Origin of the sequence: Streptomyces sp. NPDC059003 (assembly GCF_042740445.1) — a bacterium.
Lineage (GTDB): Bacteria > Actinomycetota > Actinomycetes > Streptomycetales > Streptomycetaceae > Streptomyces.
This window is the reverse complement of record NZ_JBHYJH010000003.1, coordinates 58,799-85,449: the sequence shown is the minus strand read 5'-3', so window position 1 is coordinate 85,449 and position 26,651 is coordinate 58,799. Positions and strand designations below refer to the sequence as shown.

The window sequence follows — 26,651 nt, the reverse complement described above, 5'->3', positions numbered from 1 at the left end:
CCTCCCAGGTGGCTTCTTCGGCCCGGGCGCGGCCGCCCGGGTGGCGCGAGCCGGCGGCAGGGCGGTGTCAGACGGCATGGGCCGGGGAGTGGAGATCGGCCAGTACGACCAGCTCGGCAAGGAGCGCGCGCAGCAGGCTCTCGGTGATGCCGTCACCCCTGAAGGAGCCGTCGGCGTCGAAGCGCTGGTGCGACTGGAAGACGGTGACCTCGGGGTGGGCCACGACCGGGGCCTGGATGCGGTGCAGGATCTGGCGCAGGACCAGCTGGCCGCGGGCGGTGCCGAACTGGGAGGGCGAGGCGCCAAGGACGGCGACGGGCTTGTGACGCAGGGCGTGCCGGCCGGTGGGGCGCGAGAGCCAGTCGAGGGCGTTCATCAGCACGCCGGGGATGGCCGAGTTGTACTCCGGGGTGGCGATGAGGACGCCGTCCGCCTCCCGCACGCGTCGCCTCAGGTCGGCGACGGCGGCGGGCTCGGGGCCGTCCTCGAGGTCCTCGTTGAAGAAGGGAAGCCGGCCAAGGCCCTCGTAGAGGTCGATGGTGACACCGTGGGGCACGAGGTTCTGCACGGCGCGCAGCAGGCCGGTGTTGTGGGAGGAGCGGCGCAGGCTGCCGGAGATCGCGAGGAAGGTCAGGTCGGACATCACGGAGGGCCCTTCGAAGGAGGCGGGGGCGGGGCGGGAGGACGGTCGGTGCCGGCCCGGCGCCAGAGGCGGTGCCGGGCCGGCCGGGCACCGCGGCGTACGCCCGCAGAGCTGCGGGCGCCCGTGCGTGGGCCGAGGTGGGGCTGTCAGATCGGGTAGACGGGCTGGGAGCTGCGGACGGTGATCCAGCGGGTCTCGGTGAAGGCGTCGATGTTCGCCTCGCCGCCGAAGCGGGCACCGGTGCCGGACCAGCCCACCCCGCCGAAGGGGATGCGGGCGTCATCGTTGATGGTCTGGTCGTTGATGTGCACCAGACCGCTCGGGATGCGCTCGGCCAGCTCGAGGCCGGCCATCACGTCGCGGGTGAGGATGCCCAGCGAGAGACCGTAAGGACCGTCGGCGGCCAGCCGCGCGGCCTCGTCCACAGTGGTGAACGTCCGCACGGGCACCACGGGGCCGAAGACCTCCTCGGCGTGGACGGGCGCGTCGTCGGGGACATCGACCAGGACGGTAGGCCGGTAGAAGAGGTTGTCGTAGGTGCCGCCGGCCAGCAGCCGGGCACCGGCGGCGATGCTGGCGGTGACCTGGGCGTGGATGGTGTCCCGCTGGTGGGCGTTGATGAGCGGGCCGAGGTCGACGTCGGCAGCGGCGGGGTCGCCGACGGTGAGCTGCTCCGCTTTGGCGACCAGGCGCGCGGTGAACTCCTCGGCGATGTCGGCGTGGACGAGGATGCGTCCGGTGGCCATGCAGACCTGGCCCTGGTTGAAGAAGGACCCCCAGGCGACCGTGGAGATGGCGCGGTCCAGGTCGGCGTCGGCCAGCACGATCATGGGGTTGTTGCCGCCCAGTTCGAGGTGGGCGCGCTTGACGCCGCGGGCCGCTGCCTCGCCGACCTTGCGGCCGGCCCCCGTGGATCCGGTGAAGGAGATGACGCGCACGCGCGGGTCATCGACCAGCGCCGCGCCTGCCGCGCCGTCGCCGGGGACCAGGGTGAGCACGCCCTGCGGCAGGCCCGCCTCCTCGAAGATCCGCATGATGGTGACGCCGCCGCTCACCGCGGTGCGCGGGTCCGGCTTGAGGACCACGGTGTTGCCGAGTGCCAGGGCCGGGGCGACGGACCGGATCGCCAGGATCAGCGGCACGTTGAACGGCGAGATGACGCCGACCACTCCGGCCGGCATCCGGCGGGTCATGCTGAGGCGCGGCTCGGTGGACGGCATGACCTGGCCGATCGGGTGCGAGCACAGCACGGCCGCCTCGTAGCACTCCTGCTCCGCCTGGTCCGTCTCGAAGACGGCCCGGGCCCGGGTGCTGCCGCTCTCGCGGATCAGCCAGTCCTGGATCTCCGGAGCGTGGGCGGCGAACAGTTCCCCGGCCCGGCGCAGGATCGCGGCGCGCTCGGTGTGCGGGGTGGCGGCCCAGGTGCGCTGGACCTCGGCGGCGCGGGTGGCGGCGCGGGTGATGTCGCTCGCATCGGCGGAGCCGATGTGCTCCAGGGTGTCACCGGTCGACGGGTTGACGACGGCCGTCTTGCCGCCGGAGGCGTCCTGCCAGCCGTCAATGTTGATCTTTCCGGACCAGGTGGCAGGGTCGAACAAAGACATGGGTTCCTCTATTTTCTCGGCCCGCCGCACGGCGGACGTGTGCAACGTCAGATGGGCAGAAGAAGGGGGCTGCCCGCCCGGCGGCCGGGGGATGCCACTGGGCGGGCGCCGTCCGCACGGCTGCGGGGGATTGCCGCCGCGCGGAGCTGGGGGTCAACGGGTGGCGCGGTAGGCCCGGTTGATCACATCGCCGACGACGTCGGGATGGCTGACCATGACCGCATGGGAGCTGTTGACCTCGGTGATGTGGGCGTCGGCGCGCTTGGCCATGAAGCGCTCCAGGCTCGGCGCGATGGCGTGGTCCTTCTTGGCCACCAGCGCCCAGGACGGGATGGTCTTCCACGCGGCGTGCTTGGCCGGCTGGCCGAAGGCCTCCGCCGCGATGGGCCGCTGGGAGGCGGCCATCAGGGCGGCGGTCTTCGCGGGCACGTCGGCGGCGAACGCGTCGGCGAACTTGGCCGGGTCGAGCATGACCTCGGTGCCGGTGGTGCCGTCGGGACGGGTGAACTGGAAGGCCTGCTGCGGCAGCGGCGGGACGCTCGGGTCCGGATGCGTCTCAAGGAGCCCGCCGAGCGTCTCGCCCTTGTCCGGAGCGAAGGCGGCGACGTAGACCAGCGCCTTGACGTCGGGGATGTCGGTGGCCGCGTTGGTGATCACGGCTCCGCCGTAGGAGTGGCCGACGAGGATCTTCGGCCCCTTGATGCCCTTGAGCATGCCCTGCAGATACGCCGTGTCGTAGTCCAGGCCGCGCAGCGGGTTGGACACCGCCCGGACCTTGAAGCCCTGGTGGCGCAGCCGGGCGGCGGTCTCCGTCCAGCCGGAGGCGTCGGCGAAGGCCCCGTGGACCAGCACCACGGTCGGCTTGACCGCCGCCGTCTCCTGGTCCTGTGCCACGGCGGACGCGGGCGCCAGTGAGGCGAGGAGCGCCGCTGCGGCCGTACCGACAGCGGTGGCGGCGCGACCAGTGTGCTTTTCAGTGCTCATGAGATTCCTTGCGAATTTCGTTCGGCAGATGCCGCGAATGGATCACCGGGTGCGGCTGTCCCGCTCCCGGCATGGGGGGGGCGTGGGCGACGGCCGAGGACCGCTGCCCGAGTGGCGCGCTGTCCGGCGGGACAACCATGCACCACATGTTTCGTTACAGTCAATCAATGGAACTAAACTACTCAGGGAAGGCCCGGAGCTGGCTAGTGTGGATGCCAACCAAGGAGGGACAACACGCTGTGAGCAGCAAGGACCAGACAGGCGTCGACCGCGCACACCGACCGCGACGCAAGGCCGCGACGGAGACGCGCACGCCTGAGCAGGAGCGCACACCGCATCCCGGCGGCAGGCCGCGGGACCCGGCGATCGAGGAGGCGATCCTCAAGGCCACGCGCGAACGCCTGGCCACCGACGGGTACACGCGGATGACGATCGGCGACGTGGTGGCGGACGCCGGTGTCACGCGCCCCACCCTGTACCGGCGCTGGCCGAACAAGCGCGAGTTGGCGGTGGACGCGCTCCACTACGGCCTGCAGAAGCAGCGTGAGGCCTACCCTCCTCTGGACGCGGAAGGGATGACGCCGGTGGAGGCGTTCACCGAGGCCGTTCGGCGCCTGGACCCCCGCTATCACAACGAGCGGGCGATGGCGCTGCACGGCAACTTCATGAGCGAGGCCGAGCGCGAACCGGCGCTGTTCGAGCAGATGCGCGAGCACGGGAACAAGCCGCGCTGCGCGGAGCTGACGCAGACCCTGCAGCGATTGCAGGACACCGGCGCGGTGCGTGCGGACGCCGATCTCGAAACCGTCGTCGCACTCTGCTTCGGCAGTTACTTCGGCGACTACCTGCAAACCGGAGCGAGCGCCCCGGCCGATCACGCGGACCGTGTCGTGGCCGTGCTGTGGCCCACGATCCGCACGGACGAGAAGGGGTAGCCTCCGGCCGGCCGGGCCCCCGGGGCCCCGGTCGTCTCCCTGTGCCGCCACCGCCGCACGCGCGGGGTGGGGCAGTCGGGTGGTCCTACGCGCGGGCCGTCAGCAGGCTCGCGCGCAGCGCCTTCTTGTCGGTCTTGCCGACGGCTGTCCGCGGGAGGGAGTCAGCGATCGAGTAGGAGGCCGGCGTGTAGAGGTCTCCGAGTGCGTCGACGATCTCGCGGGTCAGCCGTGCGAGGTCCGGTGCGCCGGCAGGGTCGTGGGGCACCAGGACCACGTGCACGGCCTCCTTCCCGTCGTCGCCGGGCAGGCCGATGGCGGCGGCGTCCCTGATGGCCGGGTGTGCGGTGAGGAAGTCGTCGAGAAGGCGGGAGTAGACGTTGTCGGCTGTGCGGCCCGTCACGATGATGTCCCGCGAGCGGTCGACCAGGTACAGGTAGCCGTTCTCGTCCTGGCGGGCGATGTCGCCGCTGCGGAACCAGCCTTCGTCGAGTACTTCGGCGGTGCGTTCCGGGTCGTTCCAGTAGCCCTCCATGACCGTAGGACTGCGCACGTACAACTCGCCGAGTTGTCCTACGGCCACGGGCTTGCCGTCCTCGTCCCGCAGCTCCACTTCGACTCCGGGCCCCGGGCGCCCGCAGCTGGTCAAGGACTCGGGCCGCCGCACGTCGTGTTCCGCGGGGGTGAGTTCAGTGACGAGCCCGCTCTCGGAGGCCGCGTAGATCTGGTGCAGGACCGGACCGAAACGCTCCATCGCCTGCCCGAGACGTGCGGGGGAAGGGGCTGCTCCCCCGTACAGGAAAGTCGTCAACGCGGGGAAACGGCCGGGGTGGCAGTCCGGATGGTCCAGGAGTTCGTACAGCATGGGTGTCACGACGATCATCCTGCTGACGCGCTCGCTGTCCATGACGGACAGGGCCGTGCCGGCGTCGAAGGTCCTCAGCAGGACGACGGTATGGCCACTCAGGACGCCTACCAGAAAGGCGGCGTGGCCGCTGGTGTGCGTGACCAGCGTGCCTATCAGCATCGCGCGGTCGGCCGGCGCGTTTTCCGCGTAGGCCTCGGACATCCGCAGGTAGCCGTCGTAGGAGCCGCTGCGGTGGACGACCAGCTTGGGCAGGCCGGTGGTCCCGCCGGTGTAGAGAAGTGTCGCGATGTGGTGGCCGTCGGCAGCCTCGTGAAGCGAGAGAGCGGGACTGCTGGACGCTGCTGCCAGGAAGTCGGCCGCGATCGACGACGGGCCGATGCTGAAGACATGCGGGATGTCCACCTGATCGGCAATCCGGCGGGTCCGGTCTTCGAAGACGGGGTCGAACAGGAGCACCTTGACGTCAGCGCGCCGGATCAGTGCTTCGAGTTCCCTGTTGCCGGGCTCAGGCGGCACGAAGACCATGCGGCCGCCCGCGAAATGCACGGCCAGCTGCAGCAGGAGCGCCTCGGGAGAGTTCTCCACGAACAGCGCCACTCCGTCTCCGTCCGTCACTCCCCCGCGCCGCAGAGCGGCAGCGAGGCGCAGGACCGTACGGACGGCCTCGGTGCCGCTGATCCGCCGCGCTCCCGCGACGATCGCGTCATGGCTGCCTTTCGCCGAGAGCCGTTGCAGCACCGAGACGGTGTAGTTTTCGTGGGCGGTGGCCTGGTTCATGTTCCTTCTTCGTGCTCCGTGCGTGAGAGCGGAGCGGTTCTCCGCTCCGGGAAAGTCGCCACTGACGGTGTCGAGGCCGACCTTGCAGCGCATCAGTACCGACTCGTGTAGAGGCCTTCGTGCTCCCAGGCGCGCAGTGTGTCGTAGTCCTCGATCAGCTCTTGGCGGGTGGGGGCCACGAGATAGGCGAATCCGGGAGAGGTCAGCATGTTGTTGGTGGGGGCGAGGTGCTGGCCCGGGGTGAAGCCGGGGAAGACGGCGACGACGCTGGGGAGTTCCGCGATCTTGGTGAGGGCATCGGGGTGGGCAGGGCCGGGGTGGTGGTTGATGAAGTCGACCCACCGAAGCACCGGGCCCTGGTCCGCAGCAGGTGTGCCGCGGGTGTGCAGCGACGCGGGATCAATCGTGGCGGTGACGGCCAGGGCGGTCTGGGAGGGACCGAGGTGGGCGTCCACCACATCGGGTCCGGTGGCTCCGCCGAGGCGAGCGCCGGTCTCGATGAGTACCGGCCCCCTGGCGGTGAGCATGACCTCGGTGTGGGCGGGCGTCTCGGCGATGCCGAGCGCGTCCAGTACGCCCCTGACGTAGGCGATGAGTACTTTCCCGTCGACGCCGGTGGGGGCGACGGGCTCCTGGAAGTCGTAGATGGGTGCGGCGGACGGGCCGATGCGTTTGGTGTAGCGCCAGATCTCGGCGACGTGGTGCTCACCGCTGGAGGAGACCGTGTTGACGCAGTACTCGGTTCCGTGCAGGCGTTCTTGGACGAGCACGGCGTCATTGGGCTCGCCGAAGATGTTGGTGGTGGCGAGGACGGCCGTGGCGGCCCGGGCGACCTCCTCGGGCGAGCCGCAGAACGTCACGCCGTCGGTACCCGCGCTGGCCAGGGGCTTGACCACCGCCTCGTCGAGGCCCGATACGGCGTACCAGTGCGCCGCGGCGCGGGCGGAGCGGGCGACGGTGCTGCGCGGGGTCGCAAGACCTGCGTCCTGGACCGCCTGCCGCATGAGTGACTTGTCGCGGCGTGCCTCGACCAGGGCGGGGTCGTTCGTCGGCAGACCCAGTGCGCTCGCGAGGGTCTCCGCGAGCACGACGCCGGATTCGGTGCCGGCGAGAACGCGTGAGACGCGCAGGCGGGCGAGCTCCCGCGTGAGGTTCTCGAGGTCGGCGGTGAAGCCCAGATCGAGGACGTAGTCGTCGGGGGTGAACGAGCGCAGGAGGAAGGCGCCGATGTCCGGCTGGCTTTGCACGTGGACGCAGTCGACACCCGCTCGGGCAAGTCGCTTTGCCAGTGTCGCTCCTGTGGAGTATCCGTCGACGATCGCTACGTTCATTGGTGCTGGTCCTCTCATGGTGCTGTGGTGCCGTGGGCGCTGGGATGCCGTGGGCGCTGGGATGCCGGCTGTCGCGGGGTCAGGTCGGCAGGTGGCGGTGCCCGGCCGGCTCTGCTGCGCCTGATGCGCCCGATGTGCCTGATGTATCTGATGTATCTGATGTATCTGATGTGTCTGACGTGTCTGATGGGCGCAGGGCGCGGGAGAGAGGCACGCAGGCCAGGGCCCCGAGGGCGGCGCTCGTCACGAGGAGGCCCGCGACCAGGGGGCGGCCTCCCGCGTTGAGGGCGCCGGCGATTCCCAGCGGGGTGAGCGAGGCGATCGCGCCCGCGACGCTGAGGGCGGCTTGGTAACGGCCGCTGGCGCCGGGTGGGGCGGCCGTGGCGACGAAGGCGCCGACGGCGACGCTGTAGCAGATCTCACCGGGCACCATGATCACTGCTGCGGTGGTGTAGCCCACGGTGGTGTGCTGCAGTGCCGCCAGGCCCATGGCGGTGCCGAGGATCAGACTGCCCGCGGCGAAGACCGGCCCGATGGGGTATCGGACACGGTCGTCGGGACCTACCAGCAGCCGGGTCAGAGGCGGGCTGAGCAGCAGGACCGCGGCCGAATTGGCGAGCATGGCGGTGCCGTAGGCGGAGGGGGCGAGGTGGTCCGCGCTCATGACCAGGGGCAGGACGCTGATCAGGCCGTAGGCGCAAGTCGTCGCCGCGATGGCCGCAGCGACCATCCATCGCAGCCGGGGGTCGGAGACGATCTGGGCGTAGGTGGCGCGTTCGTGTTCGTGTTCGTGCTCGTGTTCGTATTCGGTCCGAGGCGCGACGGGTCGGCCGGTCAGCGTGCGGCGCACGAGGAGGGCTGCGGCCACGCAGGCAACGGCGTTGAGGGCGAACAGGAACCGGTAGCCGTGGGCGTGGGCCACGAAGCCTCCGACGCCGGAGCTCAGCGAAAGGCCTACGTTCGAAACCCAGTAGACCCAGCCCTGGGCGCGGGTTCGCGCTCCCTCATTCGTCAGGCGGTCGTTGATCTGCGCGGAGACGGCCGGCCGGTGGACGTCCATGGTGCAGCCCAGGCAGAAGGCGAGCAGCAGCAGGGCGTGCAGGCTGCTGGCCACGGCAAGCCCGGCGCAGACTGCCGCGGCCAGCAGCAGTCCCGCCGTGCAGGCGGCACGGGCTCCGATCCGGTCGGTCATCGCCCCACTGACCAACTGTCCGGCACACCAGCCGACTCCGAAGACCGTCAGCGCGGCGCCGGCGGCTGTCGTGCCGTGCGCTGCGCCGATCGAGTAGCCGAGGAAGTCATAGGCGAATCCGCAGGCTTTGACCAGGAAGGTCAGTGCCAGGAGCGTGGCGATGACCACGCGGGCGGACGGACCCGACGGGCACGATGGCGGGGCCGCAGGACGGGGTGTGGTGACCGTCATGCCGAAGGGTCCGCCTTGTCGGGGGACGCCACGCTGCTCGCCTCTGTGGTCGGAACGGATGGGTGGTGCGCCGAGTGGGTCAGTTCGGCGAGGCCCGCGACGATCAGCTCGCGCAGTTCCGCGATCCGGGCGGGCCGGTGGTACCGCGGGGAGTAGGCCAGTTCGATGCTGCACCGCCCGCTGTAGGTGGAGACGAAGTAGCCGACCCAGGTCACGGCCTCGGAGGTGGCGAAGCCACGGAAGTCGACGATCTCGATCCCCGCCGGCACGGCGAGCTCGGGCACCGGACCCCAATTGGTGATGAAGTTCCCGACGCCGATACGCGCACGGCCCTGGGCAGCCCCCGACGCCGCGGCCCGCATGACCGCGAGCGCGTTCCCGCCCTCGACACCGGCGACGATCTGCGCCTTCACCTCCTTGGCCAGGACACCCAGATCCGAACCGGGCCCGCACGCCGTGACCGTGGGCGCGAACCCCAAGGCGTTGGTGACTTCGTCGGGGCGCGCCGCAGGGCGCAGGCGGGTACGCAGATCCACGAGATGGAACATGATCATCGGCAGTTCGGCCGCGGCGCCGGCCGCTTCGGTGACCGTCGCGCGTTCGGCGCGGATGATCGCCGCGGCCAGCAGGGCGTGCAGGGTCGTCCCGGATGCCCGCGCGTGCGCGATCAGGGCGGCAGTGTCGCCCCGCGACAGGGCGATCCGCTGCGCCCGCTCGGGAGCGAAACCCGCGTCGCCACCGGTGTCGACGGCGCGGATGCTGTGCACCCCACCCGCGGCCGTCACAGTGACGTCGGGCAGGGCCATGGCGCGGGCGTGATAAGCCTGTTCGAGGCTGTGCGGGTGGACCGGGGCCGGATCGGGGAACACCGCGTCCCCGGCCACAGCGGCGACCGTGTGCCAGAAGTACTCCAGCAGCGCCGATCCCAGCGTGGCGTCGTTGATCGCGTGGCACACCTGCAGGGCGACCGCGGTCTGCTCCCCCTCAGCCACGATGGTGAGTTTCGCCAGGCAGCGCGCGGGGTCCAGGACCGTGAGGCCGCGCTCGAGCCAGTCGGAGACCGCGCCTTCGACGATCTCGGTGGCCGCGGCGCTGGTGCCGTCGTCGGGAATGTGCAACCAGCACTGCCCGTCGGTCGGCTCTATCGTGCCGCGCAGCATCGGATACTTGCCGCACAGCAACCCGAACGCGGTACGCAGCCCCGCGATATCGACCGCACCGGCACAGACAGCCACATAGCTGACAGTGAGCTTGCGTGGCACGAAGCCGTGATCGATCAGTCCTAGACGGTATTTCATGTCACTCTCCAAGGCCGGGTCCTCAGTGGCGGGCATCTGGCACGTGATCACGCCAGGCCCAGCAGCGCGGGATGGGCGGCGTGTACCCACACCTCGCGCGCCGGGTCGGCGGCCGGGCGGCGGGTCCGCACAGCCAGCGGCCCATTGGCGCTGCGGTCGGATCAGGTGTCGCAGAGCCACCCTGTGGCCGCCGCGACACCGTTGCCAGACGGCGCCGACGCTGGTGCCGACAGCACCTGGCAGCCGGTGCCGGGCGTGGCTGATGATGGCTGAGTGAATCCCGCCCCCTCCCCCCGCCGGACCGAACTTGCCGCGTTCCTGCGCAGCCGCCGCGACCGCCTCACCCCCGCAGCGGTCGGCATGGCACCAGGACTGCGCCGCCGGACACCAGGACTGCGCCGCGAAGAAGTCGCCCACCTGGCCGGCGTCTCCATCACCTGGTACACCTGGCTCGAACAGGGACGCCCCATCAACGTCGGCGCGCAGATCCTCGACGCCATCGCCACCACCCTGCGCCTGGACGCCGCCGAACGCGCCCACCTCTACCGCCTGGCGGAGGTACCGATCCCCGCGATGGCCACCACCGCCGACCCGATCACCCCCACCCTGCAGGCGATCCTCGACGCCATCACCGACTTCCCCGCGGCGGCCATCAACACCCGCTGGGACCTGCTGGGCTGGAACGCGGCGGCCGCCGCGCTGTGGCCACGGCTCACCGCACCCGAGAGCTCCCGCAACGTCCTGTGGGAAATGTTCACCACCCCCGAGTGCTGCCGCCAATTCGTCAACCGCGACATCGGCCTGCCCCACATGGTGGCCTCGTTCCGCGCCGACTTCGGCCACCACCTCGACGACCCGGCCTGGACCGACCTGATCCGCGCACTGGCCACCGCCAGCCCGGAGTTCACGCGGCTGTGGGCCACCCACGACGTCGCCGCACCACCGACCCAGATCATGACCTACCACCACGCCGCGGTCGGCGAGCTGTCGCTGTCCCTGACGCGCATGGAGCTGCCCGCCGTCGCGGAAACCATCGTCACCGTGTGGACCCCCGTCGACGAGGACAGCCACCGGCGCATGGAGCAGCTCCTGGCTCGCCCCGACGCCCCCTCACTGGACCACACCCACTGAGACGGCGCCGCCGAAACCCGGCGCGGGGCCGATAGCGGACATCGATCGGAGTCCGTGGCGACACGCTCGCCGCCTCAGGATCACAGCCGGCAAGGGAGCCCCCACGGCCACCCGCTCAAGGCTGAGCATCAGTGCGGCTCGCACTCAAGGACCATTTACGTTACAGTCATTGACTGTAACTATTGATGCGCGGAGCTGTGGCTCCGCCGCTGACGATTTCCACCCTGGAGGACAGCCATGGCAACTGAGTACGAACGCGGTCGCGTGGGACTGCTGCTCGTCGACCTCGTCAACGAGAACTTCTCGAAGGACGGCAAGGCCTATCCCATCTACGCGCCGGAATACGAACGACTGGGCACGATCGACAGCCTGAAGAAGCTCATCGCCGGGGTGCGGCGGCACGAGGACATTCCCGTCTTCTACTCGACGACTGCCTTCACCGATGAGGACTACGCGACGTGGAGGCACGTCTCCGGGATCCACCGGCAGATGTTCGACAGCCGCATGTTCGAGGCCGGCACCTGGAACACCGAGTTCCACGAGGAGCTGGCTCCCCAACCGGGCGACGTGATCCTCGCGCCGCACAAGGGCCTCGACGTGCTCCACCACACGGACCTCGAATTCCAGCTGCGGCAGCGCGACGTCGACTACCTCGCGATCGCCGGGGTCTCCGGGATCATGGCCGTGGAGTCGACGGCCCGCACCGCCATGGAGCGCGGCTACCACGTCACGGCGTTCACCGACGCAATAGCCGCCCCGGGCGGCCTGGTCACCTACCAGGCGATGATGCGCGGCCTGAACATGGTCTCCCACAGCGTGACCGGCGTCGACGACTTCCTGGCCTCACTCGACGAGCTGACGGCGTAACACCTTCACCACCCGATCCGGCCAGGAGAGCAGCTGGGGCATGCAGCAGGCACGAACGCGGTTGACGGACGCTTACGATCGGTTCCTGGCATCCGATCCCGGACTGATCCGGATGCTGTCCGCGCTCAGCACGGTCTGCGCGGTACTGCTGACGCTCGGCGTCATCGCGGCGCTGGACGCCCCGGTGCCGGTCCTGGTGACGGGCGCCCTCACGGCGATGGTCAGCACGGCTGCGGTCACCGAACCGCAGCCGCGTGACCAGGCGCTGACCCTCGCCATGGGGGTGCCGGTCGCCCTGGCGGTCATGGCGGTCGGCAGCGCGCTGGCACCGTACCGGGTCGCAGCGGACGTGGTGTTCGTGCTGCTGATCTTCGCCGCCATCCACATCCGGTGGCGGGGCCCGCGCGCGGCCACGCTGGGCATCTTCGCCTTCCAGCTCTTCTTCGTGACCCAGTTCGTCGAGACGCGCGTGGAGCAGTTGCCGCGGCTGTTCCTGGCCGTCCTTGTGGCCTTCGGCAGTTCGGCGCTGATCCGGTTCGCGGTCCTGCGCTCGCCGCCGGGGCGGACGCTGGCACGAGTGCGGCGGGCCTTTGGGCTGCGTCTGGTGCTGGTGCTCGACGCGCTGGTCGAAGTGGCCGAGGCCGGATGGGAGGCTCCGCGCGCCGAGCGGGCGGTCGGCGACCTGCGCCGGCACACGGCCCGCCTGCACACAGCCGCGATGATGATCCAGAACCAGCTGGGCACCGGCACGCCCGACGAGCGCACCGCCGGCGCGATCCAGCGTCGTGTGGCGGAAGCGGAGACGGGCGTGGAGCGGCTGGCCATCCTCGTCCTGCGAGTCCTGTGGCCCGGTACCGACGTCGACACCCTGACCCCGCACCTGCCGAAGGTCCGCCCCACCGGCTCCGCCGTCGATGCCCGCGACGCGACGACGCTGCCCGTGCTGATATCGGAACTGCGCGCGCTGCGTACGGTGATCGGTCCGGGCCCGCTGCGGCCGACGGGCCCCGATCCCACCGAGGTGCACGACCGGCTGCTCAGCTATCGCAGTGATGAGCGTCTGCCCGACGCCTCCCCCGCGCTGCAGGACGTCTTCCGTTCTGTCGGGGACCTCGCCCGCGCCCTGTTCGGCCTGCGTCTGGCCGTCGACGGGCAAACCCCCGCGGTCCAGGACATCCCCGAGGCAGCGCAGTCGCCCGAAGGGCTCAAGGCACAGAACCCGGGCCTGGCGAACGACGCCATGCCGACGCGACAGCGCCCCCGCCTCCGCCCCACCACCAGGACCGCGCTCCAGGTCGCTACCGGATCGGCGCTGGCCATCGTCGGCGGCGAACTGCTGTCACCGGAGCGCTGGTACTGGGCTGTGTTCACGTGCTGGGTGGTGTTCATCAGCACCACCTCCACCGGCGAGATCCTGCTCAGGGGATATCGGCGCCTGATCGGCACGGTGGCGGGGGTCGTCGCCGGGCTCGCCCTCGCCGCCCTGATGGGCGACGCTCCCTGGCTGGCCTTCGCCTTGGCGGGCCTCAGCGTATTCGGGATGTACTACACGATCGCGGTGTCCTACACCCTGATGTCCTTCTTCGTCACCACGATGATCGGCATGCTGTACACACTGCTCCACGCCCTCACCCCGGGCCTGCTGGTCGTGCGGATCGAGGAGACCGCACTGGGGATCGCGTGCGGGCTGACTGCCGCTCTGCTCGTGCTGCCGGTGCGTACCCGGGAACGCACGGACCAGTTGCTGCGCGACGTACTCGAGCGGCTGCGCGCGGCACTCTCCCAATCGCTGACACAGTTGGGCGGCGAGCCGGGCGGGGACCCGCTCGGTCCGGCCCGCGCGCTGGATTCGGCCCTGGACAGCCTGCGCCTGTCAGTGCAGCCGCTCATCACCCCGTTCAGCCCGTTGCGGGCCCGTCGGCGCACCGCGCTCTGCGTCCTGGGGCTGCTGGAGACGGCGGCCTTCCACACCCGTAGCCTGGCCGCCACCGCCGAACTGGTGCCGTCCGGCCTCCGCGTCGGCGCCGATCCGCGCCTCGTGAACGAGGTCTGCCGGATCGACCGCAACCTCGCGACCCTCATCAGCCAGGTAGCCGTCCGAAGCGAGGACGGCACTACGCTCGTGCGCGGTCCCGGGATGCCTACCCAGCTCGGAGTGAGCGAGGGCGGAGTGCATGCCGAGGACATCAACGCGACGCGACGGGCCCTGCGGCACCTGCAACGTGTGGATGCGAGCATTCAGGGCTTGGCTCGGACGCTGCACCTGCCCGTCCGCCATGACTCATGACGCAGCCACGGGCAAGTCACCAGCTCTCTCCGCGCTGAACTGCGCCACAGGCAGACAGTTCGGTCTCCCGCAGTCGTCGTGGTGGGTACTTCTTGCCACCGTCGCCACCGCATGCCGCCAGTGGGCCCGGCCCGCTCGCGGTGCCCCCGGGAACCCGTCAGGCGCCTTCCACTCAGCTCGCTCAGAGCAAAGCTCGGGCTGTGCGGCGCGCCCGGTGCCGCGCAGCAGAGGCGGGCTGAGCAGCCATGCGCTCCCCCGTGGGCTGCACGAAGCCAACGGTGTTGAGCACTTCGCGGCGGCAGTTACTCGGGTCCAGATCCTCCCCAGATCACTTCGTAGACCGTACGCAGCCCGCTCAAGGTGAACGACTCCCCACAGCGCCCCGGAGTTCACCTCGGGCGGGAAGGGCGCACCTCTGTTCCAGGGCGAGGAAGTGTACGGCTGTCGGGTTCCGGTTGTTGCGACGCACGGCGTGTGCGGTGGCTGGAGCGCGGCGCGCGGCGACGTATGTGGCCTGCGGTGGAGCTCACGCTTCCGCCGTGCTCTCCATCCCCTGCCTCGATTAATGATCTTCCGGTTTGGGTGGGGCATCCTCTTCGCGCCGATTCAGCATGGCCGTACAGCGCCCGAGGAGTAGACGTGCCCAACACCTCACCTCTACGGCGTCGATTGTCAGGTGAGGGTGAGTACCAGCAGGGCGATGGCGGCGAGGGCGGTGATGGCGGCGGGGGCGATGGCCTGTGCGGAGTCGCGGGCCTTGAGGTGGGAGCCTGCGGCGCCGATCATGAGCAGGCAGATGGCGGCCGCGGTCACGGTGGCGAGGGGCGTGATGGCGAGTCCGGCGAGCAGGCCGATGACGGCGGCGAGTTCGGCGATGCCGATGAGTCGACTCAGTGGTGTGCTGATGCCCAGGTGGGTGGCGTTCTTGCGGGCGGTGGCGGTGTTCAGGGCCTTGTTGGCTCCAGTGAAGGCGAACAGGAGGGCCAGCAGGACGGTCAGGGTGATGGTGGTGGCGTGCATGGGGTGTTCCTAGGCGTTGGATCGTGAGGTGGTGGTGCAGCGGTTGCGCAGTTCGCCGAGTGAGGTGATGGCCGAGTGCAGTGTGCTGCCGGGGGTGAGGTAGCGGGCGGGGGTTTGGGCGTGGCCGACGCCGGAGGGGGTGCCGGTGAAGATCAGGTCTGCGGGGCGCAGTTCGCACACTACGGACAGGTGGCTGATCAGGGTCGGGATGTCGAAGATGAGGTCGCGGGTGCGGCCCTGCTGGACGGTGTCGCCGTTGAGGGTGCAGGTCAGGGCGAGGTCGACAGGGTCGTGGAGTTCGTCGAGGGTGGTGATCCAGGGGCCGATGGGAGTGAAGGCCGGATGGCTCTAGGCGAGGCTGAACTGCGGGGGTGAGCCCGCCATCTGGCCGGTGCGCTCGGAGATGTCCTGGCCGACGCAGAATCCGGCGACATGGCTGAGGGCCTGGTGGGCGGGGATGTCGCGGCCGCCGTCGGCGATGACGACGACGAGTTCGACTTCCCAGTCGCAGGTGGCGGTGGGCAGCGGGATGTCGGCTGCGGGACCGGCCAGGCTGGAGGGGAACTTGGTGAAGACGAGCGGCGTATCGGGCAGGGCCAGACCGGTCTCGGTGCTGTGGTCGCGGTAGTTGAGGCCGACGGCGAAGATCTGCGACGGAGCGGTCACCGGCGGGCCGAGGCGGCTGGCGTCGGCCAGAAGGGTGGCCAGGGTCACCGCCGGATCCTTGGCGGGCTGGTCGGCGGCGACCCAGTCACGGATCTGCGCGACCTGCGCGACGCAGGCGTCGGGGGACGAAGGGAAGCGGCCGTCGGAGGCGGCTGCCACGTCGATCACGCCTTCTTCGGTGATGACGACGGCCCGTCCGTCCAGGTTGGCAAGTTTCATCGAGGGGACTCTCTACTGGCGCGGTGGCCCACGGCGACGGGAGGCCGGGGGCCGGGATGAGGCGGTCAGTCGTGTGCGGTGACGGGAGGCGTGGTGTCGCTGAGCATCGCGCGCACCTGTTCGTCGGAGGCCGTGGCGAGCACCTGGTAGATCTCGTCGGAGAAATTCAGGTGCGGCTTGCCACGGTCGAGGGCGGGCTGGGGAACCGGTACGTCAGGCCGCCGGTACGGTGCCGGGTCGCGGTAGCGGGCGAGTTCGGCCGGTGTGATGCCGGCCAGGGCGACGACTTCCGGGTCGATCCACGCCTGGTCGTCGATCGCTTCGCCAGTGGTCAGTTCCAGGGCGAGTCCTTCGGGGCCGCCGAAGTAGAGGGACTGGCAGAAGCCGTGATCGACGGGGCCGACGACCATGATGCCGCGGCTGCGGATCCGGTCCCGCAGGGCCAACAGGTCCTCGACGCTGTCCAGGTCGAAGGCGACGTGCTGCATGGTGCCCGCGGCTACCGGCCCGGTGGGGCTGCCGGAGTGGGTCAGCCCCCACCTGAGCGTGTCGGGGTTGTCGGGATGCTGGACGAAGGCGATGTAGGAGTGCGGGTTGAGCTCCAGGAACGCGTGCCAGGCGCCTTCGGCGCCGTGCATCCAGTACAGGGCCTTGAGCTTGCAGCCCAGGACGTCGGTGAAGAAGTCGATCTGCGTTTTGATGTCGCGGGTGGCGATGGCCAGATGGTTGACGCCGCGCGGGTGGACGGTCATGCCGTGCCCTCCTTGGACGGGGCGGACGGGGCGGACAGGGCAGACGGGGTGGCGAGGGTGGTGCGGCACCACGTGCTGACCACGCGGGCGTAGGCGGCGGTGTGGAAGAGCATCAGTTGGTGGACTCCGCCGGGGTGGACGTACAGCTCCACCGGTCCGGCCGTAGCGGCGACGGTGGCGCGGGCGATCTCGGGGGTGAAGACCGGGTCCTTCTCGCCGACGGTGAACAGCAGGGGTTTGGTGTTTACCGCGAGCGGGACGGCCGGGTCGTAGCGCATCAGCGAGCCCACGGAGGCCAAGTCGTAGGACCAGGTGTTGAGCGGGTCCTGACGCTTTTGCCGGTCGGCGCCGGTGTAGCCGTAGTCGGTGTCGAAGTCGTAGAAGCGGCCGATGTCGAACCGCAGGGCATCCCCGAACTGCTCGACCATGCGCTCGAAGGCGGGGGCGCGGAACGGGTTGTCGGCGGGAATCAGCGGCGCGGACGGGATCATGTATCCCATCAGCACCGCCCCGGCGAAGGCGTCGCTGGCGGCGTGGGCGCAGTAGGCGGCCGCCGCCCCCAGTGAGGATCCCTTGACGAACACCGGCAGACCGGTTGCGGCGGCGATGTGCTCACCGGCCTGGACGGCCGCAGCCACCCACTCCTCGAGGGTGAAGCGGCCCGCCGGACGGGTCGTACGGGACTGGCCGTGACCGGGCGCGTCCATGCACCACACCTCGGCGCCGAGCCCGGCGTAGGCGGCGGCGAAGGTGTCGTAGATCCCGCCGTGGCCGCCGATGCCGTGCTGCACCAGCAGCACGTGATCGGCCCGCGGGTGAGCGAACCGGTACGCGAACGTCTCACCGATCACATGGTTCTCACGTCTCATGGCCACCTCCGATGGTGGGCTCGATGCCTCGGTGCACCGCTACCGATGTTGACGACTATCAATTAAAAATTGATGCCTGTCAACATCCTGCTAAGGTGGACCCATGAGCACGGAGATGACCCGCCCCGCCCGACGCGGCCGCCCCGCCGCCCAGCTCGCCCCCGCCACGCTGGAGCAGATCCATGGCGCCGCGCTGCGGATGTTCGCCGACAAGGGCTACGACGGGGCCTCGATCGCCGCGCTCAACCGCGAGCTCGGCGTCAGCCACAACCTGCTCCACCAGCGCTTCGGCTCCAAGGAAAAGCTCTGGTACGCCACTGTCGACTGGGCCTTCACCCGTATCGGCGCGCAGCTGGCGCCGGAGCTGAAGGACACCGCCGGGGGGCCGCTGGAGCAGACCCGCCGCATCATCCGCCGCTTCGTCCTCGTGCACGCCGAGCACCCCGAGGTGCTACGGCTGGTCAACATCGAAGGAGTCGCGGACACCCCTCGCCTGGACTACCTGTACGAGCACCACGTCGAGCCGATGCTCACCGCGCTCACCGCGCCCCTGCGCCAGCTGATCGATGAAGGACGCATCGCCCCGGTGCCGGTGCGCACGCTGCATTTCCTCCTCGCGCACGGCGCGAGCGCCCCCTTCAGCCTGCTCGGCCTGGCCCGCCGCATCGGCCCCGGCGACCCGCTCGACCCCCAGGCCGTCATCGAGCACGCGGATGCGGTCGCCGACCTGTTCCTGGCCGGGCTCACCCACCGCACACCCCCCGCCCAGGACACGGCATGAAGGTCACTCTGACCTTCGACAACGGCCCGACCGCCGCCGTCACCTCCCACGTCCTGGACACCCTCGCCCACCACCAGGCCAAAGCCACGTTCTTCCTCGTGGCCGAGAACCTGACGGATCCGGCCAACCGCGCCGCCGCCGAACGCGCCGCGGCGGAAGGCCACTGGATCGGCAACCACACCCTCACCCACTCCACCCAGCTCGGCGACAGTGACGACCCCCACCTGGCCGAGCGGGAGATCGGGCAGGCGCAGCACCTCATCGGCGAACTCGCCTCACCGAACCGGCTGTTCCGCCCCTACGGCCGCGGCGGCGTCCTGGACCGCAGACTCCTCAGCCACACCAGCCTCGCCTACCTCCAACAGCACGCCTACACCTGCGTGCTGTGGAACTGCGTCCCCCACGACTGGGAGGAGCCCGACACCTGGGTCGACCGCTGCCTGGCCGACGTCACCACCCGGGACTGGAGCCTGGTCGTCCTGCACGACCTGCCCACCGGCGCCATGCGCCACCTCCCCCGCTTCCTCGACGGCCTCACCGCACTGGGTGCCGACCTGGTCCAGGACTTCCCGCCCGACTGCGTTCCGATCCGGCAAGGACGCCTCCACCAGCCCATCGGCCACCTCATGGCCCACTCGGAAACGGCCTCGGGCACTGCCACCGCTGCCGCCGACGCCCAGCAGATTCCCCCTCCGCACCTATGACGTTTGCCATGGCTGTCCGTCAGCAGTGAATGCGCAGGCGGACTATCACGACATCTGGCGCAAGGTCGTCCAGGTATTCGTTGGCGCGGTCGAGGTCGAAGCAACGGCTCCCGGGCTGGGGAGTGGCGGTGACGTAGATCCACAGCCCATCCAGGGTGAGCAGGTGTTCCGTGGGGATTGCCCACTCTGGCTGCCTTTGCCGGTACGGAGTCAGGCTGGCGCGACCGGAATCGAGAGTTGCGGCAAGGTGCGCGGCGCGGGCGCGCATGCCCTTGAAGTCGAGCAGGCTGCGTGGGCCGCCGTCACATTGGCCAAGTGTCCAACTGCGGGAGTCCCCATGGGCGTCCAGCGACGCTCGGACGAGGCGGGGGTCGCCTTCATGGCCGGGGAGTACGTCGAACTCCTCGCCCGGTCGGCCAAGCCACCACTGGTCCCACTAGCCTTGATAGGGCTCATGGTCGCCGTTCATGTCGAAGGGGGCAAGGGCCTCCTCGATCGCGGCGCGCAGGTTCTGGTGAGCATCGGGCGGCAGGCAGACGGTGGCCAGTTCACGTGCCATGGGATCTCCGTTCCTCCATTCACCGGGCTGAGCGTACTGGCGCACCAACTTGACGATGCGCCAGCTCGCCCCGCTCTTCGGAGCCTCAAAGTCTGCGATTGACCGCGTCATCGACCACCTCGGCCCCCTCCTCGCGCTTCGGCCCCGTAGGCGATTTCACAAGGATGCTGTGCTCATCGTGGACGGCACCCTGGTACCCACCCGTGACCACTCGGTCGCCGAGCAATCCAAGAACTATCGGTACTCGACCAATCACCAGGTCGTCATTGATGCCGACACGCGCCGGGTGGTCCTGGTCGGCCGCCCGGTACCGGGCAACCGCAACGACCGCACCGACGCCGCAAAGGCGAGGAGCTGTCCGCCTGGAAGCAGGCCCACAACAAGTCCCACAAACAGGTCCGGGCCCGTGTCGCCGAATGCCTTCGCGATGGTCGCTGGGCACGCGCACCATGTCTTCGGTGCGGGCTACGACTGCCGTTCCACAGTCTCCGTCTGGTACGGCGGACTGTTCACCTCCGACCGCGCCCCGACGCGATCACCGCGGCCCCGCTGCTGTTCCAGTTCCACGCGCCGGCAGGCGGCTACACGACGTCCAGGACATCACCCACCGGACGCCGCGGGGTGCTCGGGCCCTGTGGGCCGTAGCCGAGGCGCAGCACCATCTGGACCCTGGCCATGGACGACATCGGGTCGCGGGCGAGTCCGCGGAGGTCCGGCCACTCCAGGGCGTGCGAGGTCAGGGAGGTGGCCAGGCCGTGCAGGGTGGCCAGGAGCAGGACGCGTTGCATCGCCTGACCGGCGCACAGCCAGTCGAGCGGCCGGTCCCACTCGGTCCCCAGCAGGGCCAGGTGCGGGTTCCGCTCGAAGGTGACCTCGCCCCGGTCGGCCGACTCCTCACCGCCGGCGAAGTCCCGCACCGGCGCGTTGCCGTCCCTCGCACGCGGACCGAACGCGTACTCCGGAATGCCCTCGGTCGCCGTGTCCGCCTCGGTTCCGAGACGGGTCCAGCGCTCCAGGTCCGCCAGCCGGGCCGGGTCCGCGGCGTCACGGCCCTCGGCGTCGTGGACGAGTTCCTGCAGCAACTCCGAGTGCCAGGCTGCCCGGAAGAGCAGCTCAGCATCCTCCGCACGGGCCGCGTCACAGAGGGCCCTCCGCACGGATTCAGGCACGGCGGTATCGGTGAACGGCCAGCGGCTGGTGTGCCGTTGGCGGATCGCCCCGTACAGCTCCATCAGGGATCCGGGTCCTGCACTGTCCGCCGGTTCGGCGAGGCGAACGGTGGCGAGCAGGAGTGGTTCGGCGGGCTCCGGCAGCAGTCGCACCGCCGGCCGCCTGCCCGCGTGCTCAGCGGCGACGCGCAGGTTGAACAGGGCCGCGCCGCATCCGAGGTGCAGTTCCCTCTGGTCCGGGTCGGTGCCGGGCAGGGTGCGCTCGGGATCCGCGCGGAGCTCCACGGTCTGGCTGTCGCCCCGGAAGCGGAATCTCCAGGGCTGGGCGTTGTGCAGGGACGGAGCGGCGGTCGCGTCGGCGACCAGCGCTGTCACGGTCGTGATGTCGAGCGGTAGCACCGGTATGCGCCTCCCTGAGGCCACGGGCGCCCGTCACCTGGCGCGCCTCCCGGGGCGGGGGCTTTCGTACAGGCGGGGGTGCGGCGCCTCAAGGCCATTGTCGGTCAGAATCCGCGCCGTGACGCGCCCGCCCACATCCTCACCAGGCAGAACGCACGACTGCGCGTACAGCCGTTCGGGCATGATGGGGCCGATCGGCCAGTCGGTGGAGGGATGGGGATGGACCACAGCGCACGGGATCCGCAGGGTTCGAGGGGTTCCGGTCCGGCGGCCCCGAAGCTGCGCCTGGACGTCCTCCTCGACGAGCTGCAGGTCCACGTACAGAGGGTGCGCAACACCCAGAACCGGGTGCACACGCTCCTGGACGCCGTCCTGGCCATCGGCGGCGACCTGGATCTCGACGTCGTGCTGCGTCAGATCGTCGAGTCCGCCGTCCAGCTGGTCGACTGCCGGTACGGGGCGCTCGGCGTGCTCGGCGACGAGGGCACCATCAAGCAGTTCATCACCGTGGGTGTGGACGAGGAGACCATCAGCCGCATCGGCCACTATCCGCAGGGCGGGGGCATCCTCGGCCTGCTCATCCGGGAGCCCCGTCCGCTGCGGCTCACCGTCCTCAGCGACCACCCGGACTCCGTCGGCTTTCCGCCCGGGCATCCCCCGATGACCACGTTCCTCGGCACTCCGGTACAGGTCCGCGACCGGATCTTCGGCAACCTGTACCTGACGGAGAAGCACGGCGGGGCCGACTTCGACGCCGAGGACGAAGCCGTCCTGCGCACCCTCGGCACGGCCGCAGGCATGGCGATCGACAACGCCCGCCTCTACGACGACGCCCGGCGCCGGGAGCGCTGGCTGGCGGCGAGCAGCGAGCTGACCCGCACCCTCCTGTCGGGCGCGGACCCCGCCGACGTCCTGGACTCCTTCACCGCCACGGTCCGTGAGCTGGCCGACGCGGACCTGGTGACCCTGGCGGTGCCCGTGGACGGCACCGGAAACCTGGTCGTCGAGGCCGCCGACGGATCCGACGCCGACCGGGTGCGGGGCCTGGCCCTGCCGGACGGCAGCAGCCTGGCCGCGAAGGTGCTCGGCTCCGGCGAGCGGATCGTCAGCGCGTCTTTGAGCGCGGACGCGCGCGCCGAGTCCTGGAGCTTCGCCGGGGTGGACCTCGGGCCCGCGTTCCTGATCCCGCTGGGGACCTCCGAGCGCGTCCGCGGTGTCCTGCAGGTCGCGAACCGTCAGGGCGGCATCGCCTTCCCCGACGCCACCGTCGAGATGATCGCCGGATTCGCCGATCACGCCGCGCTCGCCCTGGAGATCGCCGAGCACCGCCGCGACGCCGAGCAGCTGCTCGTCCTCAACGACCGCGACCGCATCGCCCGCGACCTGCACGACCTGGCCATCCAGCGCCTGTTCGCCAGCGGGCTGAGCCTGCAGTCGGTCCTCAACCGCCTCGACGACCGGCCCGACGTCGCCGAGCGGGTCCGGCGGGTCGTGGACGACCTGGACGACACCATCAAGGTCGTCCGTTCCACCATCTACGCCCTGCACGAGCGCAACCGCTCCGACACCGCCGGGCTGCGCGCCCGGCTCGTGACCGAGGCGGGCAAGGCGGCCGAGACCCTCGGTTTCGCCCCGGCCCTGCGCATGAGCGGGCTCCTTGACACCGACGTACCGGAAGGTCACCGCGAACAGCTGCTCGCCGTGCTGCGCGAAGCCCTGGCCAATGTCGCACGGCACGCCCGGGCCTCCGCCGTGGAGGTCACGGCGGAGGCCACCGGCACCACCCTGCGGCTACGGGTCGCCGACAACGGCCGCGGCATCGACCCCACCGTCGGGCGCCGCAGCGGTCTGGCGAACATCGGCAGCCGCGCCGACGGCCTCGGCGGCACCTTCGCCCTGACGGCCAACGAGCCCACCGGGACCGTCCTGGAGTGGGCAGTGCCGCTCCCCTCCGACCCGACGTGAGGGCCGTTCGTGCGTGAAGGTCGCCCCGACGTGAGGACCGTGCCTGCGTGAGGGGCGACCCGGCGTGAGGTCCGTTCCTGCGCGGCCGGGGCGGACGGCCCCGCCACCGACCCTGTGAGCCGGGTCCTATGCCGGTGACCTGCGCGTATGCGAGCATGCGCCCGTGACGGAGGAGGGTGAGCACGCGCGGCTGTGGACCGCGAGCGGCAGTGCGCAAGTGGAGCTCCTCGCCGCCCGTTTCGAGCGCTTCTCCTTCGACCGGCACAGCCACGAGCAGCTCTCCGTCGGTGTCATCGAGCAGGGCGCGGAGGGGCTGCACCTGCCCGGCGGCACGGTGGTGATCCCGGCCGGGCAGCTGGTCGTCCTCAACCCCGGCCAGGTGCATACCGGTTTCGCCGCCGAGGAGTCCGGCTGGCGGTACCGGATGTTCTACTTCGACGTCGCGATGGTCGACGAGCTGGCCCGCGCGCACCTGGGGGCGCGGGACGTCTGGTTCCCGGACACGGCCGTGCGGGACGCCGAGTTGTTCGCCGGGCTCCGCCGCGTACACCGTGCGCAGGAGCGCGCCGACGACCCGCTCACCGCCGAGTCCCTGCTGCTCGACGGCCTCGGCGCGGTCCTTCGCCGGCACGCACGCACCGGCCCGGTGTCCTCCGACGGGGCCGCGACGGACGTACGCCGTGGCCCGGACCTGGCCCGGCAGGTGCTGCACGACCGGTGGACGGAGCCCGTCACCGTCGCCGAGCTCAGCGCCGCCGCGAGCATGCCGCGGGCCTCGCTCATCGCCGCGTTCCGGCAGGCGTACGGGCTGCCGCCGCACGCCTATCTGCTGCGGCTGCGCGCCAACCGCGCCCGCCGCCTGCTCCTGGCCGGACAGCGGCCGGCCGAGGTGGCGGCCGCCACGGGGTTCTCCGACCAGGCGCATCTGACGCGCGTGTTCAAGCGGTACTTCGGCGTCACGCCGGGCGCAGTCCGCCCCTGACCAGCCCCCCCCAGCCGACTGGCCCGCCGAACGGAGTCCCCCGGCCGCGACTTTCGTTCAAGACCGCCGTCCGCCCCCGCCGCGAGGCTGTGCCCAGCCGTACGGCGAACGATGAAAGGCGGCTGGAACGATGGTGTGGGCGATAGCGGTGTCTCCGCTCGTCATGGTGCTCGGCATGATCACGGGGCTGCGTCGGCCGGCGCACTGGTCGGCGGTGGCCGGTGTCGCGCTGGCCGCGGTGCTGATCTGGTGGCTCCCGGACTTCACGCTGCCGGGCGATGTGCTGGCCTCGGGAGCCGGTGGGGCCGGTCTCCTGGTGCTGAACGCCGCCGCGGTGATGCTGCCCGGCGTCTATCTGAGCCAGGTCCTCACCCGCCGGGAGGTGCACCGGTCGCTGCAGGAGTGGGTGCGGGCGCTGCCGCTGCCGGGGCCCGCGAAGATCGCCCTGGTGGTCGCGGGCATCGCCCCCACCGTGGAGGCGCTCACCGGTTTCGGCGTATCCCTGCTGGTCACCGTGCCCGTACTGCTGGCTCTCGCGCCACCGGCGACGGCGCTGCGGCAGGCCATGCTCGGCATGAACATCATGCCGTGGGGCACCCTCGGCCTCGCCACCGTCATCGGCGCCGCGCTCACCGACACGCAGACGGCCACCCTGGGCACGGCCACCGCGGTCACCAGCAGCCTGGTCTTCCCCCTGGTGACCGTCTGGGCGGCGCTCCTGGCCCGCCCTGAGCACCGGTTGCGCACTGCCGCCGTGGCCGCGGCGGCGGGCGGGGCGCTCTCACTCGGCCTGCTCGGGCTCAACCGTGCGGGCGTGGTCCAGCCCGCGGGTGTCCTGGCCGGGCTGCTCACGACGACGGTCGGGCTCGTGCTGTGCGCCGCGCGTCGGTCCCGGGCTCAGGAGGCCGTGCGCCGGTCCCGGGCTCAGGAGCGCTGGTCGGCCGGTCTGCCTCGGTCAGGCGTCGGCTCCGGCGCCGAATCCGCCGGGCGGCTGCTGCCGCCGCGTGCCGTCCTGTCCGCGTACGGCCTCGTCCTCGCGGGCATCGCCCTGCTCCGCGCCGCCAAGGCCGCAGGCGTGCCGTCCCTCGAACTGCACGCGGGCAACGCCAGTTTCGCGCTGCTTTCGTCGCCGGGCCTGCCCCTGCTGGCCGCGGCCCTGCTCCTCGACCGGGGCCGGCCGCACGGCGGGGACGCGCGGGCCGCGCTGACCCGGGTCGGTCGCCCGCTGCTCGCGCTGACCGGGTTCGTCGCCCTGGGCCGCCTGATGGCGGACAGCGGCATGATCGGCGAGCTGGGCGAGGCGGTCGCCGGGGCGCCGCCGCTGGTCACCGCGCTCGCCGCGCCCGCGCTCGGCATGCTCAGCGGCTTCATCACCGGCTCGAACGTCGGCGGCAACGCGCTGATGATGCCGCTCCAGGGGCGCCTCGCCCCGAGCGGTGAGGGCCTCGACACCTGGTTCGCGGCCCTGCAGAACAGCGCGGCGGGCCACACCGTCTTCACCTCACTGCCGATGATCATGCTGATCCTGGCGGTGGCCGGTGACCGGGCGAAGAGCGCGGGCGTCTCCGAACACGTCCTGCTGCGCTTCGGACTGCGGGTCGCGGCCGCAGTGTACGCCGCCTTGGCGGTGACGGCGATCGCCCTGGTCACGTTCGCGTAGAGGTCACGGCGGGATCGCCTCTTCCCGCCCGAGCAGGGCCGCCACGTGGTCCGGGTGCTGGTGCGCCTCCAGGCCGAGCCACACCGTGTACGAGGCCGAGTGCGCCGTGACGTCCAGGCCGGCGAGGGCGGCGCGGGCGATGTCCTGTCGGGCGGCGGCGTCGTTGCGGCGCTCCTTCTCCAGGCGTGTCACCGTGCCGTCGCGGAGCCAGCCGGTGGCGAGCGCGGTGACCAGGGCCGGGGCGCCCCAGGCCGCCGCGCGAAGACTCCTGGTGACGCTCTCCACCTGGTGGGCGGGCAGTACGGCGAAGCCGAACCGCAGTCCGGGTGCCACGTTCTTCGACAGGCCCGCGACGTAGCAGACGCCGCACGGCCCCAAGCCGTCAAGTGGGCGACGGCGATGCCGGTGTAGCTTTGCCGATTGTTCGATGAGCAGGGCAAGGGGGCGTCTCGGTGGATGTGGTGCGGGTCATGGAATCGCTGGCCGAACAGGGGGTCACGGTGCTGTTCAAGGCCGATGCCGAGCGGATGCGCGAGGGCAGGAAGCCATGGACGTTCGTCGCGAGCGGCAACCCGTTCTACGAGGATCTCCTGGTCCGGACGGATGCCGTGTCGGTGGAAGCCTGCCTGGAGACCTGCCTGCCGCAGCTGCGCGAGCGCGGGCTGGTCATCCAGGAGTAGGGCGGCCTGCTCTGTCCGCCGGGCGGGTGCTGGCGCAGCAGCGCCTCGACGTCACCCGTGGCCGCCAGCGCCCGCAGGGCC

At 70.8% G+C, this 26,651-nt stretch carries 24 protein-coding genes and 2 pseudogenes; 11 read left to right on the top strand and 15 right to left on the bottom strand.

The annotated features are described in order from the left end of the window. Window positions 1-67: 67 nt before the first annotated feature. The 3 genes from ACFWZ5_RS02725 to ACFWZ5_RS02715 all read right to left on the bottom strand — a co-directional run bounded on the left by ACFWZ5_RS02725 (window position 68) and on the right by ACFWZ5_RS02715 (window position 3,231). Window positions 68-643 carry an NADPH-dependent FMN reductase gene (locus ACFWZ5_RS02725; RefSeq protein WP_384787858.1) on the bottom strand — a complete coding sequence of 192 codons (576 nt, stop codon included), beginning with the start codon at window positions 641-643 and terminating at the stop codon, window positions 68-70. A gap of 146 nt (window positions 644-789) precedes the next feature. Further along, on the bottom strand, window positions 790-2,247 hold the full coding sequence (locus ACFWZ5_RS02720; RefSeq protein WP_384787861.1) for a benzaldehyde dehydrogenase: 1,458 nt from the start codon (window positions 2,245-2,247) through the stop codon (window positions 790-792). Between the two features lie 153 nt (window positions 2,248-2,400). Then, entirely contained in the window at window positions 2,401-3,231 is an 831-nt protein-coding gene (locus ACFWZ5_RS02715) for an alpha/beta fold hydrolase (protein WP_384787864.1), read from the bottom strand. Between the two features lie 239 nt (window positions 3,232-3,470). On the opposite strand from ACFWZ5_RS02715, the gene ACFWZ5_RS02710 reads away from it, so the two are divergent. Then, complete coding sequence (locus ACFWZ5_RS02710) at window positions 3,471-4,166, top strand: TetR/AcrR family transcriptional regulator (protein WP_384787867.1); 696 nt, start codon at window positions 3,471-3,473, stop codon at window positions 4,164-4,166. An 85-nt stretch (window positions 4,167-4,251) separates the two neighbouring features. Here the strand turns inward: ACFWZ5_RS02710 and ACFWZ5_RS02705 are convergent, their stop codons facing one another. The 4 genes from ACFWZ5_RS02705 to ACFWZ5_RS02690 all read right to left on the bottom strand — a co-directional run bounded on the left by ACFWZ5_RS02705 (window position 4,252) and on the right by ACFWZ5_RS02690 (window position 9,872). After that, window positions 4,252-5,808 carry an AMP-binding protein gene (locus tag ACFWZ5_RS02705; RefSeq protein WP_384787870.1) on the bottom strand — a complete coding sequence of 519 codons (1,557 nt, stop codon included), beginning with the start codon at window positions 5,806-5,808 and terminating at the stop codon, window positions 4,252-4,254. 92 nt (window positions 5,809-5,900) lie between these two features. Next, window positions 5,901-7,139, bottom strand: a complete 1,239-nt coding sequence (locus ACFWZ5_RS02700; RefSeq protein WP_384890107.1) for an ATP-grasp domain-containing protein — start codon at window positions 7,137-7,139, stop codon at window positions 5,901-5,903. Window positions 7,140-7,218: 79 nt separating this feature from the next. Next, window positions 7,219-8,562 (bottom strand): MFS transporter, encoded by a 1,344-nt coding sequence (locus ACFWZ5_RS02695; protein ID WP_384787876.1) that lies wholly within the window; start codon window positions 8,560-8,562, stop codon window positions 7,219-7,221. Continuing rightward, window positions 8,559-9,872 carry a hypothetical protein gene (locus ACFWZ5_RS02690; RefSeq protein ID WP_384787878.1) on the bottom strand — a complete coding sequence of 438 codons (1,314 nt, stop codon included), beginning with the start codon at window positions 9,870-9,872 and terminating at the stop codon, window positions 8,559-8,561. The genes ACFWZ5_RS02695 and ACFWZ5_RS02690 overlap by 4 nt, the downstream gene beginning before the upstream one ends. A 261-nt stretch (window positions 9,873-10,133) precedes the next feature. Between ACFWZ5_RS02690 and ACFWZ5_RS02685 the strand changes: the two genes are divergently transcribed. The 3 genes from ACFWZ5_RS02685 (at window position 10,134) to ACFWZ5_RS02675 (ending at window position 14,145) form a co-directional block, all read left to right on the top strand. Next, complete coding sequence (locus ACFWZ5_RS02685) at window positions 10,134-10,991, top strand: helix-turn-helix transcriptional regulator (RefSeq protein WP_384787881.1); 858 nt, start codon at window positions 10,134-10,136, stop codon at window positions 10,989-10,991. Window positions 10,992-11,228: 237 nt separating this feature from the next. After that, entirely contained in the window at window positions 11,229-11,858 is a 630-nt protein-coding gene (locus ACFWZ5_RS02680; protein WP_384787884.1) for a cysteine hydrolase family protein, read from the top strand. A 196-nt stretch (window positions 11,859-12,054) separates the two neighbouring features. Then, on the top strand, window positions 12,055-14,145 hold the full coding sequence (locus tag ACFWZ5_RS02675) for an FUSC family protein (protein ID WP_384890105.1): 2,091 nt from the start codon (window positions 12,055-12,057) through the stop codon (window positions 14,143-14,145). 672 nt (window positions 14,146-14,817) lie between these two features. Here the strand turns inward: ACFWZ5_RS02675 and ACFWZ5_RS02670 are convergent. The 4 genes and pseudogenes from ACFWZ5_RS02670 to ACFWZ5_RS02655 form a co-directional block, all read right to left on the bottom strand. Next, complete coding sequence (locus ACFWZ5_RS02670; RefSeq protein WP_384787889.1) at window positions 14,818-15,165, bottom strand: DoxX family protein; 348 nt, start codon at window positions 15,163-15,165, stop codon at window positions 14,818-14,820. A gap of 9 nt (window positions 15,166-15,174) precedes the next feature. Further along, a pseudogene (locus ACFWZ5_RS02665) lies at window positions 15,175-16,050 on the bottom strand (fumarylacetoacetate hydrolase family protein). A 65-nt stretch (window positions 16,051-16,115) separates the two neighbouring features. After that, entirely contained in the window at window positions 16,116-16,802 is a 687-nt protein-coding gene (locus tag ACFWZ5_RS02660) for a VOC family protein (protein WP_384787892.1), read from the bottom strand. Further along, window positions 16,799-17,671, bottom strand: a complete 873-nt coding sequence (locus ACFWZ5_RS02655) for an alpha/beta hydrolase (RefSeq protein WP_384787895.1) — start codon at window positions 17,669-17,671, stop codon at window positions 16,799-16,801. The genes ACFWZ5_RS02660 and ACFWZ5_RS02655 overlap by 4 nt, the downstream gene beginning before the upstream one ends. A 103-nt stretch (window positions 17,672-17,774) precedes the next feature. Between ACFWZ5_RS02655 and ACFWZ5_RS02650 the strand changes: the two genes are divergently transcribed. Further along, window positions 17,775-18,452, top strand: coding sequence for a TetR/AcrR family transcriptional regulator (locus ACFWZ5_RS02650; RefSeq protein ID WP_384787898.1), 678 nt, complete (start codon window positions 17,775-17,777; stop codon window positions 18,450-18,452). Next, window positions 18,449-19,156, top strand: coding sequence for a polysaccharide deacetylase family protein (locus ACFWZ5_RS02645; protein ID WP_384787901.1), 708 nt, complete (start codon window positions 18,449-18,451; stop codon window positions 19,154-19,156). The genes ACFWZ5_RS02650 and ACFWZ5_RS02645 overlap by 4 nt, the downstream gene beginning before the upstream one ends. A gap of 19 nt (window positions 19,157-19,175) precedes the next feature. Here ACFWZ5_RS02645 and ACFWZ5_RS02640 read toward each other — a convergent pair whose 3' ends face one another. Together ACFWZ5_RS02640 and ACFWZ5_RS02635 are read right to left on the bottom strand one after the other, a co-directional pair. Further along, complete coding sequence (locus ACFWZ5_RS02640; RefSeq protein WP_384787904.1) at window positions 19,176-19,424, bottom strand: hypothetical protein; 249 nt, start codon at window positions 19,422-19,424, stop codon at window positions 19,176-19,178. A gap of 168 nt (window positions 19,425-19,592) precedes the next feature. Next, entirely contained in the window at window positions 19,593-19,715 is a 123-nt protein-coding gene (locus ACFWZ5_RS02635; RefSeq protein ID WP_384787907.1) for a hypothetical protein, read from the bottom strand. A 31-nt stretch (window positions 19,716-19,746) separates the two neighbouring features. Between ACFWZ5_RS02635 and ACFWZ5_RS02630 the strand changes: the two are divergent. Next, window positions 19,747-20,126, top strand: a pseudogene (locus tag ACFWZ5_RS02630) (transposase family protein); the annotation flags it as partial. Between the two features lie 170 nt (window positions 20,127-20,296). On the opposite strand, the gene ACFWZ5_RS02625 reads toward ACFWZ5_RS02630, so the two are convergent. Continuing rightward, window positions 20,297-21,289, bottom strand: coding sequence for an Acg family FMN-binding oxidoreductase (locus ACFWZ5_RS02625; RefSeq protein ID WP_384787982.1), 993 nt, complete (start codon window positions 21,287-21,289; stop codon window positions 20,297-20,299). A gap of 213 nt (window positions 21,290-21,502) precedes the next feature. On the opposite strand from ACFWZ5_RS02625, the gene ACFWZ5_RS02620 reads away from it, so the two are divergent. From ACFWZ5_RS02620 to ACFWZ5_RS02610, 3 genes are all read left to right on the top strand, one after another. Further along, window positions 21,503-23,248: a GAF domain-containing protein gene (locus ACFWZ5_RS02620; RefSeq protein WP_384787910.1), complete on the top strand. Its 1,746-nt coding sequence runs from the start codon at window positions 21,503-21,505 to the stop codon at window positions 23,246-23,248. Window positions 23,249-23,411: 163 nt separating this feature from the next. After that, window positions 23,412-24,230, top strand: coding sequence for an AraC family transcriptional regulator (locus tag ACFWZ5_RS02615; RefSeq protein WP_384787912.1), 819 nt, complete (start codon window positions 23,412-23,414; stop codon window positions 24,228-24,230). A 130-nt stretch (window positions 24,231-24,360) separates the two neighbouring features. Further along, window positions 24,361-25,890, top strand: coding sequence for an L-lactate permease (locus ACFWZ5_RS02610; RefSeq protein WP_384787915.1), 1,530 nt, complete (start codon window positions 24,361-24,363; stop codon window positions 25,888-25,890). 3 nt (window positions 25,891-25,893) lie between these two features. On the opposite strand, the gene ACFWZ5_RS02605 is transcribed toward ACFWZ5_RS02610, so the two are convergent. Beyond that, on the bottom strand, window positions 25,894-26,268 hold the full coding sequence (locus ACFWZ5_RS02605) for a hypothetical protein (protein WP_384787918.1): 375 nt from the start codon (window positions 26,266-26,268) through the stop codon (window positions 25,894-25,896). 74 nt (window positions 26,269-26,342) lie between these two features. On the opposite strand from ACFWZ5_RS02605, the gene ACFWZ5_RS02600 reads away from it, so the two are divergent. Continuing rightward, window positions 26,343-26,570, top strand: coding sequence for a hypothetical protein (locus ACFWZ5_RS02600; protein ID WP_384787921.1), 228 nt, complete (start codon window positions 26,343-26,345; stop codon window positions 26,568-26,570). The last annotated feature ends 81 nt before the right edge of the window (window positions 26,571-26,651 follow it).

Bases quoted from the DNA above. Each gene is read 5' to 3' on its own strand.
- ACFWZ5_RS02640 (WP_384787904.1), bottom strand. From the start codon at position 19,424: ATGCGCGCCCGCGCCGCGCACCTTGCCGCAACTCTCGATTCCGGTCGC.
- ACFWZ5_RS02695 (WP_384787876.1), bottom strand. From the start codon at position 8,562: ATGACGGTCACCACACCCCGTCCTGCGGCCCCGCCATCGTGCCCGTCG.
- ACFWZ5_RS02635 (WP_384787907.1), bottom strand. From the start codon at position 19,715: ATGGCACGTGAACTGGCCACCGTCTGCCTGCCGCCCGATGCTCACCAG.
- ACFWZ5_RS02725 (WP_384787858.1), bottom strand. From the start codon at position 643: ATGTCCGACCTGACCTTCCTCGCGATCTCCGGCAGCCTGCGCCGCTCC.
- ACFWZ5_RS02655 (WP_384787895.1), bottom strand. From the start codon at position 17,671: ATGAGACGTGAGAACCATGTGATCGGTGAGACGTTCGCGTACCGGTTC.
- ACFWZ5_RS02700 (WP_384890107.1), bottom strand. From the start codon at position 7,139: ATGAACGTAGCGATCGTCGACGGATACTCCACAGGAGCGACACTGGCA.
- ACFWZ5_RS02680 (WP_384787884.1), top strand. From the start codon at position 11,229: ATGGCAACTGAGTACGAACGCGGTCGCGTGGGACTGCTGCTCGTCGAC.
- ACFWZ5_RS02670 (WP_384787889.1), bottom strand. From the start codon at position 15,165: ATGCACGCCACCACCATCACCCTGACCGTCCTGCTGGCCCTCCTGTTC.
- ACFWZ5_RS02610 (WP_384787915.1), top strand. From the start codon at position 24,361: ATGGTGTGGGCGATAGCGGTGTCTCCGCTCGTCATGGTGCTCGGCATG.
- ACFWZ5_RS02620 (WP_384787910.1), top strand. From the start codon at position 21,503: ATGGACCACAGCGCACGGGATCCGCAGGGTTCGAGGGGTTCCGGTCCG.
- ACFWZ5_RS02650 (WP_384787898.1), top strand. From the start codon at position 17,775: ATGAGCACGGAGATGACCCGCCCCGCCCGACGCGGCCGCCCCGCCGCC.
- ACFWZ5_RS02715 (WP_384787864.1), bottom strand. From the start codon at position 3,231: ATGAGCACTGAAAAGCACACTGGTCGCGCCGCCACCGCTGTCGGTACG.
- ACFWZ5_RS02645 (WP_384787901.1), top strand. From the start codon at position 18,449: ATGAAGGTCACTCTGACCTTCGACAACGGCCCGACCGCCGCCGTCACC.
- ACFWZ5_RS02705 (WP_384787870.1), bottom strand. From the start codon at position 5,808: ATGAACCAGGCCACCGCCCACGAAAACTACACCGTCTCGGTGCTGCAA.
- ACFWZ5_RS02660 (WP_384787892.1), bottom strand. From the start codon at position 16,802: ATGACCGTCCACCCGCGCGGCGTCAACCATCTGGCCATCGCCACCCGC.
- ACFWZ5_RS02720 (WP_384787861.1), bottom strand. From the start codon at position 2,247: ATGTCTTTGTTCGACCCTGCCACCTGGTCCGGAAAGATCAACATTGAC.